At 35.4% G+C, this 19,312-nt stretch carries 14 protein-coding genes and 1 tRNA gene; 10 read left to right on the plus strand and 5 right to left on the minus strand.

The genetic code is table 11. The annotated features are described in order from the left end of the window. Positions 1-33: 33 nt before the first annotated feature. The 3 genes from rnc to FJ651_RS04660 are packed head-to-tail and all read right to left on the minus strand — an operon-like array spanning position 34 to position 2,274. Positions 34-771: a ribonuclease III gene (gene rnc, locus FJ651_RS04650; protein ID WP_140989251.1), complete on the minus strand. Its 738-nt coding sequence runs from the start codon at positions 769-771 to the stop codon at positions 34-36. A gap of 8 nt (positions 772-779) precedes the next feature. Further along, the gene (gene fabF / locus FJ651_RS04655; protein WP_140989252.1) at positions 780-2,030 is read right to left on the minus strand and encodes a beta-ketoacyl-ACP synthase II; all 1,251 of its coding nucleotides are present in this window, start codon (positions 2,028-2,030) and stop codon (positions 780-782) included. A 10-nt stretch (positions 2,031-2,040) separates the two neighbouring features. Beyond that, positions 2,041-2,274, minus strand: a complete 234-nt coding sequence (locus FJ651_RS04660) for an acyl carrier protein (RefSeq protein WP_009778413.1) — start codon at positions 2,272-2,274, stop codon at positions 2,041-2,043. A 181-nt stretch (positions 2,275-2,455) separates the two neighbouring features. Between FJ651_RS04660 and purN the strand changes: the two genes are divergently transcribed. The 4 genes from purN (at position 2,456) to FJ651_RS04680 (ending at position 6,650) form a co-directional block, all read left to right on the plus strand. Beyond that, complete coding sequence (purN, locus tag FJ651_RS04665; RefSeq protein WP_140989593.1) at positions 2,456-3,052, plus strand: phosphoribosylglycinamide formyltransferase; 597 nt, start codon at positions 2,456-2,458, stop codon at positions 3,050-3,052. 15 nt (positions 3,053-3,067) lie between these two features. Next, positions 3,068-3,709 carry a ribonuclease H1 domain-containing protein gene (locus FJ651_RS04670; RefSeq protein ID WP_140989253.1) on the plus strand — a complete coding sequence of 214 codons (642 nt, stop codon included), beginning with the start codon at positions 3,068-3,070 and terminating at the stop codon, positions 3,707-3,709. A gap of 76 nt (positions 3,710-3,785) precedes the next feature. Next, positions 3,786-4,721, plus strand: coding sequence for a PfkB family carbohydrate kinase (locus FJ651_RS04675; protein WP_140989254.1), 936 nt, complete (start codon positions 3,786-3,788; stop codon positions 4,719-4,721). A 30-nt stretch (positions 4,722-4,751) separates the two neighbouring features. Continuing rightward, positions 4,752-6,650 carry an amidophosphoribosyltransferase gene (locus tag FJ651_RS04680; protein ID WP_140989255.1) on the plus strand — a complete coding sequence of 633 codons (1,899 nt, stop codon included), beginning with the start codon at positions 4,752-4,754 and terminating at the stop codon, positions 6,648-6,650. 524 nt (positions 6,651-7,174) lie between these two features. On the opposite strand, the gene FJ651_RS04685 is transcribed toward FJ651_RS04680, so the two are convergent. Further along, positions 7,175-7,783: a superoxide dismutase gene (locus tag FJ651_RS04685; protein WP_140989256.1), complete on the minus strand. Its 609-nt coding sequence runs from the start codon at positions 7,781-7,783 to the stop codon at positions 7,175-7,177. 119 nt (positions 7,784-7,902) lie between these two features. Here FJ651_RS04685 and FJ651_RS04690 point away from each other — a divergent pair, with 119 nt between their 5' ends. The 5 genes from FJ651_RS04690 to FJ651_RS04710 all read left to right on the plus strand — a co-directional run bounded on the left by FJ651_RS04690 (position 7,903) and on the right by FJ651_RS04710 (position 17,503). Further along, complete coding sequence (locus tag FJ651_RS04690; protein ID WP_140989257.1) at positions 7,903-11,031, plus strand: UvrD-helicase domain-containing protein; 3,129 nt, start codon at positions 7,903-7,905, stop codon at positions 11,029-11,031. Between the two features lie 91 nt (positions 11,032-11,122). After that, entirely contained in the window at positions 11,123-12,316 is a 1,194-nt protein-coding gene (gene kbl, locus FJ651_RS04695; RefSeq protein WP_140989258.1) for a glycine C-acetyltransferase, read from the plus strand. A gap of 123 nt (positions 12,317-12,439) precedes the next feature. Further along, positions 12,440-13,831, plus strand: a complete 1,392-nt coding sequence (locus FJ651_RS04700; RefSeq protein WP_140989259.1) for an OmpA family protein — start codon at positions 12,440-12,442, stop codon at positions 13,829-13,831. A gap of 67 nt (positions 13,832-13,898) precedes the next feature. Further along, on the plus strand, positions 13,899-16,664 hold the full coding sequence (locus tag FJ651_RS04705) for a PD-(D/E)XK nuclease family protein (protein WP_140989260.1): 2,766 nt from the start codon (positions 13,899-13,901) through the stop codon (positions 16,662-16,664). Continuing rightward, positions 16,664-17,503 (plus strand): alpha/beta hydrolase family protein, encoded by an 840-nt coding sequence (locus tag FJ651_RS04710; protein WP_140989261.1) that lies wholly within the window; start codon positions 16,664-16,666, stop codon positions 17,501-17,503. Before FJ651_RS04705 ends, FJ651_RS04710 begins: the two co-directional genes overlap by 1 nt. A gap of 257 nt (positions 17,504-17,760) precedes the next feature. Here FJ651_RS04710 and FJ651_RS04715 read toward each other — a convergent pair. Then, a tRNA-Ala gene (locus tag FJ651_RS04715) sits at positions 17,761-17,834 on the minus strand. A gap of 138 nt (positions 17,835-17,972) precedes the next feature. Here FJ651_RS04715 and FJ651_RS04720 point away from each other — a divergent pair. Next, complete coding sequence (locus FJ651_RS04720; RefSeq protein WP_140989262.1) at positions 17,973-19,307, plus strand: MATE family efflux transporter; 1,335 nt, start codon at positions 17,973-17,975, stop codon at positions 19,305-19,307. The last annotated feature ends 5 nt before the right edge of the window (positions 19,308-19,312 follow it).

The following is a 19,312-nucleotide window of genomic DNA, read 5'->3' on the forward strand; positions in this document are numbered from 1 at the left end:
CGTTATAGTTGCGGGGTTTCCCCAAAGAATATTTCAGTTGCGATTCATATGATTTTGAAAAACAAAATAGGCTCTTTTTGAGGCTTTCTCTTCAGCTTTTTTCTTTGAAGTTGCTCTAGCCTTTGTAATTACTTTTCCATCAATAGATAATTTCACCGCAAAGTGTTTGAGGTTATCGTTTCCGGTATCATCGTAAATATGGTATTCAAAACTTTTTTTCTCTTTTTGGCACCATTCTATCAACAAACTCTTGTAGCTTATGACTCTGCCTTCTAATTTTTCAATATCAACATGCGGAATAATAACTTTATCATAAACAAACTTTTCACAATCTTTATAACCTCTGTCAAGAAAAATTGCACCTACTAAGGCTTCAAATAAATTACCGTGAATATTATTGCCAAAATTGGATTTTGGGATTTTAGACTCAACAAAATTGATAAGATTTAATTCTTTGCCCAATTCATTAAGATGCTCTCTGCTCACAATTTTAGAGCGCATTTTGGTTAAATAACCTTCATCTCCTTGAGGTGCTTCATTAAATAAAAAATAGGCAATAACGGCTCCGAGCATTGCATCACCTACAAACTCGAGTCTTTCGTAATTAAGTGCATTACCTTCATCGTCTTTTATGTTCATTGACCTGTGGGTAAATGCCTTAACATACAATGACTTATCCTTAATTTTAAAGCCTGTGATCTTTTCCATTTCCAAAAAAAAATTCCCGTCGCCATTGGCACGGGAATTAAATATGTTTCGAATGAAATTCATTCAATATTTTAATCTAGTTTTTTGAAAAGTACGCAAGCATTGTGACCTCCAAACCCAAACGTATTACTCATTGCTACTTTTACGTCTCTTTTTTGAGCTTTATTGAGTGTTAAATTAAGTTCAGGGTCAATATTTTCGTCTACTACTGAATGATTAATAGTTGGTGGCACTATGCCGTGCTCAATGCTAAGAATAGAGGCAATAGCTTCAACAGCTCCGGCTGCACCAAGTAAATGGCCTGTCATGGACTTTGTTGAATTGATGTTGATATTTTTTGCGTGGTCACCAAAAACTTGTTTGATTGCTTTTAATTCGGCTACGTCGCCAAGTGGTGTTGATGTACCGTGGGTATTAATATGGTCTACCTCCTCGGCACTTAAATTAGCATTTTCCAAACAGTTTTTCATTACTGCTATAACGCCTATGCCTTCAGGGTGCGGTGCGGTCATATGATAGGCATCAGACGACATACCACCACCTAATACTTCAGCATAAATTTTGGCGCCTCTGGCTTTTGCGTGTTCATAGTCTTCTAAAATAATAGCGCCCGCGCCTTCACCTAAAACAAAGCCATCTCTTGTAGCATCGAAAGGCCGAGAGGCAGTTTCAGGACTATCGTTTCTGGTAGAAAGTGCGTGCATGGCATTAAAACCACCCATACCGGCAATGGTTACGGCAGCTTCGCTTCCGCCGGTTACAATTACATCACAATGACCTAACCTAATGTAATTTAAGGCGTCAATCATAGCGTTGGCTGATGATGCACATGCTGAAACAGTGGTGTAATTTGGTCCCATAAAACCGTGCTTTATGGATATGTTGCCCGGAGCGATGTCTGCAATCATTTTTGGAATAAAAAACGGATTAAACCTTGGTGTACCGTCGCCGGCAGCAAAGTTTAATACTTCATCCTGAAAAGTTTCCAAACCACCAATTCCGGCCCCCCAAATTACACCAACTCTCAGCTTGTTTATAGTATCGAGATTTAATTTAGCATCGGCAATGGCTTCATCAGACGCTACCATTGCGTACTGAGTAAACTTGTCCATTTTACGAGCATCTTTTCGATCTATAAAATTTGTTGGATCAAAATTTTTAATCTCACAAGCGAATTTGGTCTTGAACTTTTCAGTATCAAAATAAGTAATAGGTGCCGCACCACTTTTGCCACTAACAAGCGCATCCCAATATTCAGAAATATTGTTGCCAATGGGTGTTAGTGCACCTAAACCGGTTACTACAACTCGCTTTAACTCCATGAATTAAAAATTATTTTGCTTCTTCTATATAGGAAATAGCCTGACCTACTGTTGCGATATTTTCGGCCTGATCATCAGGAATTTGAATGTCGAATTCTTTTTCGAACTCCATGATTAATTCTACAGTGTCTAATGAATCAGCACCTAAGTCGTTGGTGAAGCTTGCTTCTGCTACAACTTCATTTTCGTCAACGCCTAATTTGTCTACGATAATCGCTTTTACTCTTGATGCAATGTCTGACATAACTTTAATTTTTTTAAGGATTTATTAGGAGGCAAAAATAAAAAACTTATTTGTAATTAACACTCTTGCCGTTAAAATGTACGTGTAATTTAATCAATTTCATTTTAAGTATTTATTATTTAGTGTTTAATTGTTAATAAATTCTTTTTTTTGTTCTTTGAAACCACCTATATTTAAAATGATGAAGCGCATTGTTGTTTTTGCATCGGGTTCGGGAACCAACGCCGAAAATCTTATTAATTATTTTAATCAAGGCAATCTCGCTAAGGTTGAATTGGTACTTACAAACAATGCGTCTGCAAAGGTATTAGAGCGCTGTAAACTCCTAAACACAAGCGCAATGTCATTTAACCGCTTTAGCCTTTATGAAGAAAACCACGTTGAACAATTATTACTAAGCATTCAACCCGATTTAATTGTGTTAGCCGGATTTTTATGGAAATTCCCTGAAAAACTTTTAACGCTATTTCCGGAAAAAGTCATTAACATTCATCCGGCCTTATTGCCTAAATACGGCGGAAAAGGCATGTATGGTATGAATGTACATCGTGCGGTAGTTAATAATAGGGAGAAGGAAAGTGGCATCACCATACATTATGTGAATGAAAATTACGACGAAGGTGCCGTTATTTTTCAGGCATCCTGCCCAATAGACAGCGCTGACTCCGCTGATGATGTAGCAACTAAAATACATGATTTGGAAATGGAACACTTTCCGAAGGTCGTTTCAGGGATATTAAAATCTCAAAAAAACCATTCAAAAAACCTCAACACATAAATCTCATCGGAATCCTTGTCAAAAAAGAAGAAAAAATATTATACTGTTTGGAAAGGCCATCATCCCGGCATTTTTGAAAATTGGGACGACTGTAAAGCACAAATCAAAAATTTTGAAGGCGCTCAATACAAGTCCTTCGAAACTTTTGAAGCCGCCAAACAAGCGCTCAAAGGCAATTATTTTGATTATATTTCAAAAAAGGGCGCTTTTAAAAGTGAGCTCTCCCAGACACAAATAGAAAAAATTGGACAGCCCAATTTAAATTCCATCGCGGTTGATGCGGCTTCTAGCGGCAATCCCGGCAAAATGGAGTACCAAGGAGTAGATACACAAACCAAAAAACTAATTTTTCATCAAGGCCCTTTTGAAGAAGGCACCAACAATATAGGTGAATTTTTAGCCATTGTACATGCTTTGGCGCTTCTTAAAAAACAAAATAGTCAAAAAATTATTTACACCGATTCTAAAACTGCCATTAGTTGGGTAAAAAAGAAAATGTGTAACACCAAATTAGAGCGCAATGCTAAAAACCAAAAATTGTTTGAATTGGTTGATCGCGCGGTAAATTGGCTCAAAACAAATAGTTATACTACTCCAATAGTCAAATGGGAAACAAAGGCATGGGGAGAAATTCCCGCTGATTTTGGGAGGAAATAAACTTATCATCCTATTAAAATCAACACTTTTTTAAGGCGTAAAATTTGTGTAGTTTTGCATCAAAATTTTTTAAGCTTTGAATAAACTTGTAATTGTTGGCACAGTTGCCTTTGATGCCATTGAAACACCCTTTGGTAAAACTGATAAAATTTTGGGTGGTGCTGCGACCTTCATTGGATTGGCGGCATCTCATTTTGGTGTTAATACGGCAGCTGTATCTGTTGTTGGAGGCGATTTTCCGGAAGCCTATCTAAAATTACTTTCAGATAAAAATATAGATATCAACGGTATTGAAATTGTAGAAAACGGGAAAACCTTTTTCTGGAGTGGTAAATACCATAATGATATGAACTCGCGCGATACCTTGGCTACCGAGCTCAATGTATTGGCCAATTTTAATCCTGTAGTTCCTAAGGCCTTTAGAAATGCCGACTATGTTATGTTGGGTAATTTGCACCCAATTGTACAGTTAAGTGTTTTAGAACAAATGGATAAAAACCCAAAATTAGTAGTTTTAGATACTATGAACTTTTGGATGGATAATGCCTTAGAAGAATTACACGAAGTCATAAAAAAAGTTGATGTGATCACCATCAACGATGCCGAGGCCAGGCAACTTACCGGTGAATACTCTTTGGTAGTAGCTGCAAGAAAAATTCATGAAATGGGCCCACGGTATGTTGTTATTAAAAAAGGAGAGCACGGCGCCCTGTTATTTCATCATGAGCATGTGTTTTTTGCTCCTGCTTTGCCATTAGAAGAAGTATTTGACCCAACCGGCGCGGGCGATACCTTTGCAGGCGGTTTTATAGGCTATTTAGCAGGCACTGGAGACACCTCATTTGAAAACATGAAAAACGCCATTATATACGGCTCAACTCTGGCTTCTTTTTGTGTTGAAAAATTTGGAACCGAACGCATGCAAGATCTTACACAGCAAGAAGTGTTAAAACGCTTAAAACAATTTAAAAATCTTACACAGTTTGATATATCACTTACCAACGCGCTCTAATTTGAGTGCGTTTTTATTTAAAAAACAACCATGAGTGACGCAATAAAACACGAATGCGGTATAGCCATGATCAGGCTATTAAAACCACTTGAGTACTACAAAGAGAAATACGGCAGCGCATTTTACGGGGTCAATAAAATGTATTTAATGATGGAAAAACAGCACAATCGTGGTCAAGATGGTGCCGGATTTGCCAGTATTAAACTCAACACCAATCCCGGTGAGCGTTACATTAGCCGAGTTAGATCTATAGCACAACAACCTATTCAAGATATTTTTAGTCAAATAAACTCAAGAATTTCAGAGGAGATCAAACAAAATCCAGAATACCAAAATAACGTAGCACTTCAAAAAAAACACATCCCTTATATAGGTGAATTGTTTTTAGGTCATGTGAGATATGGTACTTTTGGTAAAAACAGCGTAGAAAATGTGCATCCCTTTCTTAGACAAAACAATTGGATGCATCGCAACCTTATTGTAGCGGGCAACTTTAATATGACCAACGTATCCGAATTGTTTAACAACTTGGTTGAAATTGGCCAGCATCCGAAAGAGAAAGCCGACACCATTACTATCATGGAAAAAATTGGTCATTTTCTGGACGATGCTGTTGCTAAAATATATAAGGATCTCAAAAAAGAAGGCTATAGTAAAATGGAATGCTCGCCATTAATCGCCGAACGATTAAATTTGGCCAAAATCTTAAAAAGAGCTTCCAAAAATTGGGATGGCGGTTACGCCATGGCCGGACTCATTGGTCATGGCGACTCTTTTGTTTTACGTGACCCTGCAGGAATTAGACCTGCCTATTATTACAAAGATGAAGAGATTGTAGTGGTTGCCTCTGAAAGACCTGTGATACAAACTGTATTTAATGTACCTTTTAAGGAAGTAAAAGAATTGCCACCGGGGCACGCCATTATTACTAAAAAGTCAGGCAAAACAAAAATTCAAAAAATTCTTCCTGTACTAGAACGCAAAGCCTGCTCCTTTGAGCGCATATATTTTTCTCGTGGAAGTGACGCCGAAATCTATACCGAAAGAAAAAAACTAGGCAGCTTATTAATGCCAAAGGTACTGGAGGCCATCAAAAAGGACACTAAAAATACTGTATTCTCCTATATTCCAAATACCGCCGAAACTTCTTTTTATGGAATGATTGAAGCCGTTGAAGATTTTTTAAACGCACAGAAAACCAAATCCATTTTAGAAGGAAAGAGGACGCTTTCTGAAGAAAAAGTAACTTCAATTTTAAGTGAAAGACCTAGAATTGAAAAAATAGCCATAAAAGATGCCAAACTAAGAACCTTTATTACAGAAGACAGCAGCAGAGATGATTTGGTAGCCCACGTTTACGATGTTACCTATGGCGTGGTCAAACCAACTGATAACCTGGTAATTATAGACGATAGTATCGTGAGAGGTACCACCTTAAAAAAGAGCATCATTAAAATGCTTGATAGGTTAAACCCAAAGCAAATCGTTGTAGTCTCATCAGCTCCGCAAATTAGATACCCAGATTGTTACGGAATTGATATGGCCAAACTCGAAGATTTGATCGCCTTTAGAGCCATGCTGGAACTCCTAAAAGAAAATAATCAATATCATCTAATTGAAGAGGTTTATAAAAAATGTAAGGCACAAACTAATTTACCAGATTCAGAGGTTAAAAATTTTGTAAGTGATTTATACAATCAATTCACAACAGAAGAAATATCAAATAAAATTTCTGAATTAATATGCGATGACGACATAAAGGCCGAAGTAAAAACCATATTTCAAACAGTAGAAAACTTACATGAGGCTTGTCCACATAATTTAGGTGATTGGTATTTTACGGGTAATTATCCCACTGTTGGCGGCAACAAAGTTGTTAACAGAGCTTTTATTAACTTTTACGAAGGTAACAACGAACGTGCTTACTAGACCAACTGTTTAAAATCAGCATTTTATCCGAAATATTTGTTTTTCATCTTAAAAATATGCATTTCATCTAATATTTAATTTTACTTGATAAAATAAATCTAATTTAGTTTCACCATAACATAAGTAGGTTAAGTTCATGGTAGATTTGGGGCAAAAAAGGGTGAACAACTGTTCACCCTTTTTTATTTAAATAAGCTCTCTATAAGTCTATATTATAATTAATTATTCCGAAGCCATTTAACCGATATTTTTTACGCTTTTCTCTGTTAGACTAATTTCTAAGCCGTTTGTCCAAAAAATTGGACTAGAGAAAATTCATCCCTTTATATTTGACCCACCATAACATAAGTAGGTTAAGTTTATGGTAGATTTGGGGCAAAAGAGGTGAACATTCGTTCGCCTCTTTTCATTTTTATACCTGCGAAAGCAGGTATCCCGTCTTGTGACTCCCACTTTCGTAGAAATCTTTGCAATAAAAAAGCGAACCTCTCAGTTCGCTCTTTTCATTTCAAAATATTTATAAACTACTTTGCCTCGGCGTAGCGTCTTTCAACTTCGTTCCAATTAATAACATTAAAAAATGCTTCAATGTAATCCGGACGTCTGTTTTGATAGTTTAAGTAATAAGCGTGTTCCCATACATCTAAACCAAGTATTGGAGTTCCGCCACAAGAAACACCGGGCATTAAAGGATTATCTTGATTGGGTGTAGAGCAAACTTCAACTTTACCACCCTTATGAACACATAACCACGCCCAACCTGAGCCAAATTGAGTCGCAGCAGCTTTAGAAAAAACTGTTTTAAATTCGTCAAAATTGCCATAAGCTGCTTCTATAGCCGCCTTAAGTTCACCGGATAATCTGCCTTTGCCTTCAGGATTCATCACATCCCAAAACAATGAGTGATTGTAAAATCCGCCACCATTATTTCTTACAGCAGCATTAGACATATCCAGATTAGCAAGAATATCTTCTATACTTTTCCCTTCTAAATTGGTGCCAGCAATAGCGTTATTTAAATTGTTAGTATAACCGGCGTGGTGTTTAGAATGGTGTATTTCCATGGTGCGCGCATCAATATAAGGTTCAAGCGCATCGTATGCATATTTTAATTTCGGTAATTCAAATGCCATAATTTTAAGTTTTTAATGTTAATTTTATTTATTTCAAAGTTACTGAATACTAATGGCAATAAAAAATAATTATTACCAATTAAGTCATTGATAGTTTTTATATTGTATGCAAAAAAACAATGCTGTCGTCTAGTTTTTTAATTTACAACGCATCAGCGGGAAGTGGTAAAACCTTCACCTTGGTAAAACATTATTTAAAAATATTGTTTATTTCAGGGAATGTGCTTCCTTTCCGACATATTCTGGCACTAACTTTCACCAATAAGGCTGTTGGCGAAATGAAAGAGCGTATTTTGAAGCATCTTTCAGAATTTTCAAAACCCGAAATATTAAACGCCAATGACGCCATGTTTATATCACTTTGCGAAGAATTAGGGTGGCAGCCATTATTGCTTCAATCAAAATCAAAGGATCTTTTAGAAGAGTTGGTGCATAATTACGCAGCATTTGAAATTTCTACCATCGATAAATTTAACCACAGAATCATTCGCACTTTTGCGCACGATCTAAGGCTACCGGTAAATTTTGAGGTTGAAATTGACCAAAATTCTATGTTGGTTGAGGCTGTTGACAGCCTAATAACAAAGGCCGGAACCGACGAGAAACTCACTGAAGTTATCATAAACTTTGCACTTGAAAAAGCCGATGACGACAAAAGTTTTGATGTGTCACGAGATTTGTATGAAATTGCCAAACTTATCACCAACGAAAATGACAAACCTTACATTGATAACATTTCAGAAAAAACGCTCGATGAATTTAACCAATTTAAATTAGAGCTCATTACTCAACAAATAGATGCCGAGAAAAACCTGGACAATGTATGTAATTCGTTTTTTAATTTGCTTCATCAAGAGCATATTGAAGCCGGAAATTTTAAAGGTGGTTATTTCCCTAAATATTTCGACAAACTAAAAAGAAAAGATTTCTCCGTAAGTTTTGATGCTGCCTGGCAATCAAATTTAGAATCAGAGCCCTTATATGCAAAATCATTAAATAATGGCACTAAAGAAGTTTTAGACCGCATTCAACCAGAACTGGCCTTTCTTTTTCAAACTTCTAAAAACTTAGTATTTAGAATAAAATTTTTGTTTGCTTTATATAAAAACATCACTCCTATATCGGTTTTAAATGCTATTTCAGCGGAATTGACCAAACTTAAACAAGATCAAAATAAATTATTGATTTCAGAATTTAACACCTTAATCAACGACGAAATCAAAAATCAGCCAACGCCTTATATATACGAACGTTTGGGAGAAAAATTTAGACATTATTGCTTAGACGAATTTCAAGACACTTCAGTTTTACAATGGCAAAATATGATTCCGTTAATAGATAATGCCATCTCTCAGGAAAAAGAGGGCAGTTTAGGATCTTTGCTATTGGTTGGTGATGCTAAACAAGCTATCTATCGTTGGCGCGGCGGAAAACCAGAGCAATTTATCGATTTGTATAGCGGTGCACAAAATCCGTTTCAAACTAATTGTACATCATTAAACTTAGATACCAATTACAGAAGCTGTCAAACGATTGTTTCGTTTAACAATTCGTTTTTTGAATATGTTTCAAATTCTGTGTTTTCAAATCCCGACTACGGCAAACTATATAAAGATAGTAAGCAGCATTTCAATAACAACAATACCGGTCTGGTTGAAATACATTTTGTTGAAGGTGATAACCAAGAAGAACGCAGTGCAGCTTATATAGCATCAACTTTTGAGATTATTCAAAATTGCATTGCCAATAAGCAGCCTCTATCCGGTATTTGTGTTTTAGTAAGAAAAAACAAGGAAGCGGTAGCCATTTCCAATCATTTAATTTCTGAAGGTATTCCGGTAGTTTCTTCAGAATCTTTGCTGTTAAAAAATTCATCTGAAGTTCAATTTATTATTAATTTCCTGAAATATATAACTACTCCAAATAATGAGGAGGCAAAAATTTTGGTCATCGAGTTTTTGGCATCTCAGCAAGAAATAGTCGACTCCCATTGGTTTAACAAGTCCTTGATGAAATTAGATGAAATGTCATTTTTTAAGGCCATTTCAAATATGGGTTATCATATAGATTATTACGGCCTTAGTTCACTCCCGATTTATGAGCTCATTGAAAACTTAATCAAAACGTTTCACCTAATTCAACACTCTAACGCCTATTTACAATGTTTTTTAGATGAAGTATTGAGCTTTTCAAACAAAAAAAACGCAAGTCTAAGCAGTTTTCTTGAATACTTCGAAGTTAAAGTTGGCGATGTTTCCATAAGCATGCCAGAGGGACAAGAGGCCATTAAAATAATGACCATTCACAAATCTAAAGGTTTAGAGTTTGATACCGTTATTTATCCTTTTGCCGATAGTTCTGTTTACAAGACGATGAACGACAAAATCTGGTTTCCTTTAAATCCAACAGAGTATGACGGTTTTGAGTTTGCTTACCTCAATTTCAACAAAGACATCTCTAATTTTGGAGAAACAGGTAGTAGTTTACACACCGATCATAACTCTCAAAAAGAACTAGACGCTGTAAATGTTTTATATGTAGCTCTAACGCGAGCAGTCAATCAGCTGTATATTTTAACCAGTGCTAAGGGCGATGAAGGTTATGCTAGATTTTTCATCAACTATTTAAAAGATTCGGAACTTTGGCAAGATGGTAAAATGATATATAAATTTGGCGACTTTCCTGAACGAACTTCCATTACAAAATCGGAAAGAGCTCAAACTATTCAACCAGCATTTATTGGAAATTTAAAATCTGAATTAAATATTTCTGTTGTAAATAATGCTGCCTTACTATGGAATACAACCATTAAAAATGCTATTGAAAAAGGAAATTTAATTCACGATATTTTAAAAGAAATAACATCTAAATCTGATATAGAAACTGCCTTACAACTTTTTCTTGATGAAGGTAAGTTGGAAATTGGTCAATTATCTCCCTTAAAAGAAACCCTATTGAATATTGTAACCCACAATAAACTTGCAAAATTCTTCGATTCTAGCTGTACCATATACAACGAAAAGGAAATAATTACTAAAAATGGAGAGCTCATACGTCCTGACCGACTCGTTATAACTACCGATAATAAGGCAGTAATTATAGATTATAAAACCGGGTCTGAAAAAGACTATCACAAATTACAAATTCAGTCCTATTCAAAAGCAGTCAATGAATTAGGTTTTTATGTTGAAAACTTGTATTTGGTATATGTGAATGACGACATTAAAATTGTTCAAATTTCAGCCTGATAGAATATTTTATACTTGGTATTTACCACGGTGTTTTGAGCTAGTATAATTATCTTTGCAATAAAATACATTCAATTTTAAAACTATAAATATGTACGGTGCTATTCAACAACATTTAGCAAAAGAACTTGAATCGATTAAAAATGACGGATTATACAAAACAGAACGCATCATCACATCACCCCAAGGTGCCGAAATTACTTTAGAAGATGGCAGCACTGTTTTAAATTTTTGTGCCAATAATTATCTGGGCTTATCGTCACATCCTGATGTGGTAAAAGCCGCCAAAGACACCTTAGATTCTCATGGATTTGGAATGTCGTCTGTACGGTTTATTTGCGGTACTCAAGACATTCATAAAACTCTTGAGGAAAAAATAGCAGAATTCTACGGCACCGAAGACACCATATTATATGCAGCAGCCTTTGATGCCAACGGCGGAGTTTTTGAGCCACTATTCGGGCCTGAAGACGCCATTATATCAGACAGTTTAAATCACGCTTCAATTATAGATGGTGTTAGATTGTGTAAAGCTGCGCGCTATCGTTATAAAAATAACGATATGGGAGATTTAGAAATTCAATTAAAAGCTGCCAATAGCAACGGTGCAAGATTCAAAATTATTGTAACCGATGGCGTCTTTTCAATGGATGGCCTGGTAGCCCCGCTTGATAAAATTTGTGCGCTCGCTGAGAAATACGATGCACTCGTTATGATAGACGAGTGCCATGCCACAGGTTTTATCGGCGAAACCGGTCGTGGTACGCTGGAGGAAAAAGGGGTTATGGGGAAAATTGATATTATAACCGGAACACTTGGCAAAGCCTTAGGTGGCGCCATGGGTGGCTATACAACCGGCAAAAAAGAAATCATTGAAATACTCAGACAGCGCTCAAGACCCTATTTGTTTTCAAACTCATTAGCTCCGGCTATTGTAGGCGCTTCAATAAAGGTTTTTGAGATGCTTTCAAACGACACAACGCTTAGAGATACGCTCGAGTGGAATACCAATTACTTTAAGTCTGGATTAAAAAAAGCAGGGTTTGATATTATTGATGGAGACTCGGCCATTGTCCCGGTAATGCTTTACGATGCCAAGTTATCACAAACTATGGCTAACTTGTTGCTTAACGAAGGGATTTATGTGATTGGATTTTTCTATCCCGTAGTACCAAAAGATAAAGCAAGAATTAGAGTGCAGTTGTCAGCTGCCCATACCAAAGAACATTTAGATAAGGCAATTGAGGCCTTTATTAAGGTGGGTAAAGCTTTAGAAATAGTCTAAATTCACTATAATTACCTTATTTATTAGGCATTATTCAATATTTTTATATATTTGTCTTTGTTAATATTTCTTAACAACTTACTTTTGCTAACAATTAACACTTAAAAATTAAATTTTTTGAATATGAAACATCTTAGCAGATTTTTGTTCGCTATGTTATTTTTATTGAGTTTTAGCGCAGCTAATGCTCAGGATAAAAACAACCCATGGGCTGTATTTATTGGTACAAACGCCGTAGACGTATACCCTGTTGGTCAACCGGCTCCACAAGGCCCATTTTTTGATGAATTTTTCAATGCCAACGATCATTGGAATATTTTACCTGCTCCAACAGTGCTTGGTGTTGGTCGTTACATTGGTGATGGCTTTTCTTTTACAGCTACAGGGTCATTAAATACTATTAGTAAATTTGGCTCTAATACAAATCCAATTACGGGCGAAGAAACAACAAATAGAGTAGCCGATTTAACTTACTTTGCTGTTGATGGTTTAATTTCCTACAGCATTGGTGAAGCCTTAAGCTGGGGTAAAGTAGATCCTTATCTTGGTGTTGGTGGTGGTTACACTTGGGTAGATGACATCGGTGCCGGAACTTTAAATGGTAGTGCCGGAATAAAATACTGGTTTAACGATAACTTTGGTTTTAATGTTCAAACTGTATACAAACACGCATTTGAAGATTATTTGCCTAATCATTTTCAGCACAGTGCCGGTATTATGTTAAAATTCGGTGGTAAAGATTCTGACGGTGACGGTATTTACGACAAAGATGATAAATGTCCAGACGTTCCCGGCTTAGCTCAATTTGATGGTTGCCCAGATTCTGATGGCGATGGTATTCCAGATGCTGAGGATGCTTGTCCTTACGAAGCAGGTTTAGCCGAATTTAACGGTTGTCCTGATACCGATGGTGACGGTGTTCCAGATAAAGACGATAAATGTCCTACTGTAGCCGGTCTTAAAGCACTTGACGGTTGTCCGGATTCTGATGGTGATGGTATTGCCGATGGTGACGACAAGTGTCCAAACGAAGCCGGTCCAAAAGAAAACAATGGTTGTCCTTGGCCAGATAGAGACGGAGACGGTGTGTTAGACAAAGACGATCAGTGTCCTGATTTAGCTGGTCCTGCTTCTAACCAAGGATGTCCAGAAGTAACTGAAGAGGTTAAGAAAACTCTTAATGACTACGCTAAAACTATCTTATTTGATACCGGTAAATCATCTATCAAAACAGAGTCTGAAAAAGTTCTTAAAGATATAATTGCTATTATTAACGAGTACCCTACTGCTAAATTTAGCGTAGAAGGACACACTGATAGTGTTGGTAGTGCTGCTAATAATTTAAAATTATCTAAAGAAAGAGCAGCATCTGTTATGCAATACCTTATTCAAAATGGTGTTGGTTCAAGCAGATTAAGTTCAGAAGGATTTGGTCAAGATAAACCAATTGCCTCTAATAAAACCGCTGCTGGTAGATCAGTAAACAGACGTGTTGAAATTAATTTAGCTAACTAAGCGAATTAATAATAAAATAAAAGCTTAAAAACGCCCCGATAAACGGGGCGTTTTTTATTTTTATAATATGAAATCATTTCTTCATGAAATTATAGAAAAACTTATTAGCGAAGGTATTGACTTTCAAAATTCAGTTTTCATTCTGCCCAATAAGCGTGCAGGGCTATTTTTAAAACAAGCACTTTCAAAACAACTAAAACAAACTCTATTTTCTCCAGAAATAATATCTTCACAAGAGTTTGTAACTAATTTATCAGAACTTAAAGAATTAAACAATATTGATGTACTGTTTAAGTTTTATGAAACTTATTGTGAAATCACTTCATCGGAACAAACAGAATCTTTTGACCAATTCTCATCTTGGGCACAAATTCTGATTAATGATTTTATAGAATTAGACCGTTATTTAATAGACCCCAATAAAATTTTTGATTATTTAAGTGCCATAAAAGAAATAGACCACTGGTCTGTTGAACCAAACAAAACAGAACATGTTAAAAATTACCTTCAGTTTTGGAATCATCTAAAAACTTATTACACCCATTTTAATCATAAATTGACTTCAGAAGGAGTTGGTCATCAAGGATTACAATATCGTGAAGCAGTTAATAACATTGAGAATTATATTGAAAACAATAATAAACAACATTTTTTTATCGGTTTCAATGCTTTAAACAAAGCTGAAGAGATTATCATACAAGAATTATTATCTCAAAACTTAGCAAAAGTGTTTTGGGATATCGACATTCATTTCTTAGATAATAATCACCATGATGCTGGATTTTTCGTAAGAAAATATAAAGAAAAATGGCCCTACTTTAGAACTCACCTTTTTGAAATTGTTTCAAATAACTTCAGAAATAATAAAAACATTCAAGTAATTGGCGCCATAAAAACAGTTGGTCAGGTTAAACAAATAGGAGCTCTTTTAAAGGATTTGTATACTAATAATGCAACCAATCTAGAAAATACTGCTGTAGTTTTAGGAGATGAGCAACAACTCTTACCTTTACTTAACTCGTTACCCACAGAAATAGAACACATCAACATCACAATGGGCTTACCGTTAAAATCGGTACCGCTGAGTTCGTTTTTTGAACTACTGTTTAACCTTCACAAAAGCAATAACGAAAAATATTATTACAAAGATGTTATTGCCATTTTAAATCATTCAAGCCTTAAACCTATTTACTCGAAAATTCAGGCGGTTGAAATTGAAAACTTCATTCAATATATTTCTAAAAATAATCTTAGTTATTTCGATTATGATGTAATTAGTAAACATATTGCCACAGCGGCAAAAATTATAGATGCCTTGTTTTGTTCATGGGAAAACAATCCGGTGCTGGCGTTAAAAAATTGTAGAAATATGGTGCTTGAAATTCAGACAGTTCTCAACAAAAACTCTAGTGCTCATCTGGTAGAATTATCCTTTTTATATAAGTTTTACACAATATTTAATAAACTTATTGGTTTACAAGAGCAGTTTAGTTTTATTAATAGTATTCAAATATTATTCGGACTTTACAAAGAACTTTTAAACATAGAAAGTGTTGATTTTAAAGGAGAACCCTTAAAAGGTCTTCAAATAATGGGTGTTTTGGAATCGAGGCTGCTAGATTTTGAGACCGTCATTATTTCTGGGGTTAACGAAGGTGTACTGCCCGCCGGAAAACAACACAACTCCTTTATCCCTTTCGATGTTAAACTTGAAAACCTCTTGCCAACTTTTAAAGAAAAAGACGCTATCTACACCTATCATTTTTACAGATTACTCCAACGGGCAAAAAACATCTACATTATTTACAATACCGATCCAGATGTTTTATCAGGAGGTGAACCCAGTAGATTTATTAAACAACTCGAAATTGACGGCATACATCATTTAACGCATTCGTTATCGATTCCGAATGCACAAATAAAAGCTGTAGAGTTAAAATCTGTTTCAAAGACAGCCACACTTCTAGACGACTTAAAGGATCTGGCAATAAAAGGTTTTTCGCCTTCTTCTCTTAGTAGCTATGTTAGAAATCCAATTGATTTTTACTATTCTAAGGTGCTCAATATTAACGAATACGACGAAGTAGAAGAAACCATCGCTGCCAACACTTTGGGTAATGTTTTGCACAAAACTCTGGAAGAAATGTACAAGCCTTATGTGGGAGAAATTCTTGAAGAAAAGCACATCAAAACAATGTTTAAAAGCATTGATGGTATCGTTGCAAAACACTTTAAGACTTATTTTTATGACGGCAATTTTACCTCGGGTAAAAACCTAATTAGTTTTGAAGTCGCTAAAAGGTATATTTATAATTTCTTACAGCGAGAATTAGAACAAATAAAAGCCGGTAGAATTATTGTAATTAAAGAATTAGAAAAGCCCATACAAGTTACGTTAGATATCCCTGAATTAGGTTTTCCTATTCACCTCAAAGGTGTAATTGACAGAATTGATACCGTTGATAATGATTGGAGAATTATAGATTATAAAAGTGGCAAAGTAAACCAATCAGAGGTTGAAATTGTGAACTGGGAAGATCTTACATCAGACTATAAAAAGTACAGTAAATCATTCCAGCTGTTAACTTACGCTTATATGTTACACCAAACAAACGTCATACAGCTACCTGTAAACGCCGGAATTATTTCGTTTAAAAATTTACAAGACAACTTTGTGCTTAATTTTTCTAAAAAGAATAAAGCCGGAAATGGTGCGGTCAAAGATCCAAAGATTACTACTGAAACACTCGATGCTTACTTTGAAGTCTTAAAAAATCTAATTTTAGAAATTTTTAATCCTGAAATTGATTTTACTGAAAAGATTATAGAATAATGCAGTTACTAAAAAACAACATTATCAGTGGTGCCGAAAATAAGGCGATTTTATTAGATGTTTTTTATGATAGTCATACGTCTAATCAACCCGTAGCTATATTTTGCCATGGTTATAAAGGTTTTAAAGACTGGGGAGCCTGGAATATAATGGCCAAAAAGTTTGCCATGGCCGGTATTTGTTTTGTGAAATTTAATTTTTCACATAATGGTGGAACTATTGATCAACCAATAGACTTTCCGGATTTGGAGGCTTTTGGTAATAATAACTATAGTAAGGAGTTGGAAGATTTAGAACATGTAATAACATGGTGTCATCAAAACTTAAAAAACAACCCAAACATTAATGTTAATAATACCGTTTTAATGGGGCACAGTCGTGGCGGCGGTATTGCCGCCATAAAAGCTAAGGAAGACCAACGTATCAAAAAGTTAATAACACTTGCCGGCGTTAGCGATTTTAAGTCAAGGTTCGGTTCTGAAGATGAAATCAGTCTATGGAAGGCTAACGGTGTTAAATTCGTTGAAAACGGTAGAACAAAACAAAAAATGCCTCATTATTATCAATTTTATGAAGACTATTTAAAAAATGAGACCAGACTCAATATAAAGAGCGCACTAAAAAATTTAAAAATTCCTCATCTAATTATTCATGGGGAAGCTGACAGCACTGTTCAAATTTCTGAAGCAGAAAATTTATCTAAATGGAATAAAGACAGCAACTTTATCCGATTAAAAAGTGCTGATCATGTTTTTAACACTCATCATCCTTGGGAATCGATAGAACTTTCTGAATCAATGAAACAAGTGGTTGATATAACCACTAAATTCATATTTTAGAGAAGATCCTCAAAAAGATTGCATGTATTCTTTATTAATTGTGGATAAGACCCAACCTTCTCAGTTCCAACAAAGATAAAATTCTGAAACGGATATTTTATTGAACGAAAAAGACCCTCAAAAACATTGAAGGTCTTCCTGCTTAGCGTGGAGAAGATCGGGCTACCTTCGGCTCCGCTCAGGATAAACTTCTCACCCGATTATTAGATAAAATAAAAAAAGACCTCCAATAATATCGAAGGTCTTGCTAATTACTGTGGAGAAGATCGGGCTCGAACCGACGACCTCTTGACTGCCAGTCAAGCGCTCTAGCCAACTGAGCTACATCCCCAAAAAGAAAATCTATTTAGGCTGCGAAAATAGTACAAATTTTCTATTTTCACGCCAAATTATATCAAAATTAATACATTCTATAAAGCATTACAAACTGCTAGACTTGTTATTTTAAACTATCAATATTATTAAGTAATTGGGAACAGACTTAACCTTTAAAGCCATTAACAAATTAGCAATACCGGCACTTATTGCGGGTGTGGCCGAGCCAATTTTATCTATCACAGATACCGCTATTATCGGAAATATGAGCGAAAATGCCACCGAATCATTGGCGGCTGTTGGTATTGTTGGGGCTTTTATTTCAATGCTTGTTTGGGTTTTGGGGCAAACCCGCAGTGCCATCTCGTCTATTGTTTCTCAATATTTAGGAGCCAATAACTTAGAGCAAGTTAAAAATTTACCGGCACAGGCTATTTTCATTATTACTTCTTTAAGTCTGGTTATTATTTTGTGTACTTTCCCGTTTGCCAGGCACATTTTTAGATTGTATAATGCGTCAAACTTAATTTTAGACCTTAGCGTTGAATATTACCAAATACGTGTATTCGGATTTCCTTTTACCTTATTTACCATTGCTGTTTTTGGAGCGTTCAGAGGATTGCAAAACACTTTCTATCCTATGATTATTGCCATTATTGGGGCTTCGTTGAACATTGTATTAGATTTTATTTTTGTTTACGGTATAGATAATGTTATACCTGCTAAGCACATAAAAGGTGCCGCTTACGCCAGTATCATAGCTCAATTTGTCATGGCCTTGCTTTCGGCTGTATTGTTGCTCAGGAAAACCGTTATTCCACTTAGGTTTACTTTACCTTTTAATCATGAAATTAAACGCTTTTTACTCATGATTGCCAATTTGTTTGTTAGAACTTTAGCCCTTAATTTAGCCTTGTATTTTGCCAGCGCGTTCTCAACAAGCTTTGGTAAAAATTACATTGCTGCTTATACCATTGCAATTAATTTATGGTTTTTTGGCGCCTTTTTTATCGATGGTTATGCCAGCGCCGGAAATATTTTAGCAGGAAAGCTGTACGGTGCCAAACGCTATAACGAGCTTATTAAATTGAGTAACCAATTAATAGTTTATGGTATTTTAGTAGGATTGGGTTTGACTGCAATTGGATTTTTGTTTTACGAATTTATAGGAAGTGTATTTACCAAAGAACCCATGGTATTAGAAGAATTTTATAAGGTGTTTTGGATTGTGTTGGCCATGCAACCATTTTGTGCAGTTGCTTTTATTTTTGACGGCATGTTTAAAGGTTTAGGCCGAATGAAGTTTTTAAGAAACGTATTGTTATTTTCAACATTACTGGTGTTTGTGCCAACAATCTTCATAATGGACTTTTACAATTTAAAATTATATGCGGTTTTCTCAGCATTTTATTTATGGATCATCGCCAGAGGTCTGCCCCTCATTATAAAATTTAGAGCTATTTTTATACCGTTAAGCAAAAACCCCTAAATTTA

The organism is Paucihalobacter ruber, from assembly GCF_006494535.1.
Taxonomy (GTDB): Bacteria; Bacteroidota; Bacteroidia; order Flavobacteriales; family Flavobacteriaceae; genus Paucihalobacter; species Paucihalobacter ruber.

Coding starts and splice junctions, on each gene's coding strand:
- rnc (WP_140989251.1), bottom strand. CDS start 771: ATGAATTTCATTCGAAACATATTTAATTCCCGTGCCAATGGCGACGGG.
- fabF (WP_140989252.1), bottom strand. CDS start 2,030: ATGGAGTTAAAGCGAGTTGTAGTAACCGGTTTAGGTGCACTAACACCC.
- FJ651_RS04660 (WP_009778413.1), bottom strand. CDS start 2,274: ATGTCAGACATTGCATCAAGAGTAAAAGCGATTATCGTAGACAAATTA.
- purN (WP_140989593.1), top strand. CDS start 2,456: ATGAAGCGCATTGTTGTTTTTGCATCGGGTTCGGGAACCAACGCCGAA.
- FJ651_RS04680 (WP_140989255.1), top strand. CDS start 4,752: ATGAGTGACGCAATAAAACACGAATGCGGTATAGCCATGATCAGGCTA.
- FJ651_RS04685 (WP_140989256.1), bottom strand. CDS start 7,783: ATGGCATTTGAATTACCGAAATTAAAATATGCATACGATGCGCTTGAA.
- FJ651_RS04690 (WP_140989257.1), top strand. CDS start 7,903: ATGCTGTCGTCTAGTTTTTTAATTTACAACGCATCAGCGGGAAGTGGT.
- kbl (WP_140989258.1), top strand. CDS start 11,123: ATGTACGGTGCTATTCAACAACATTTAGCAAAAGAACTTGAATCGATT.
- FJ651_RS04700 (WP_140989259.1), top strand. CDS start 12,440: ATGAAACATCTTAGCAGATTTTTGTTCGCTATGTTATTTTTATTGAGT.
- FJ651_RS04705 (WP_140989260.1), top strand. CDS start 13,899: ATGAAATCATTTCTTCATGAAATTATAGAAAAACTTATTAGCGAAGGT.
- FJ651_RS04710 (WP_140989261.1), top strand. CDS start 16,664: ATGCAGTTACTAAAAAACAACATTATCAGTGGTGCCGAAAATAAGGCG.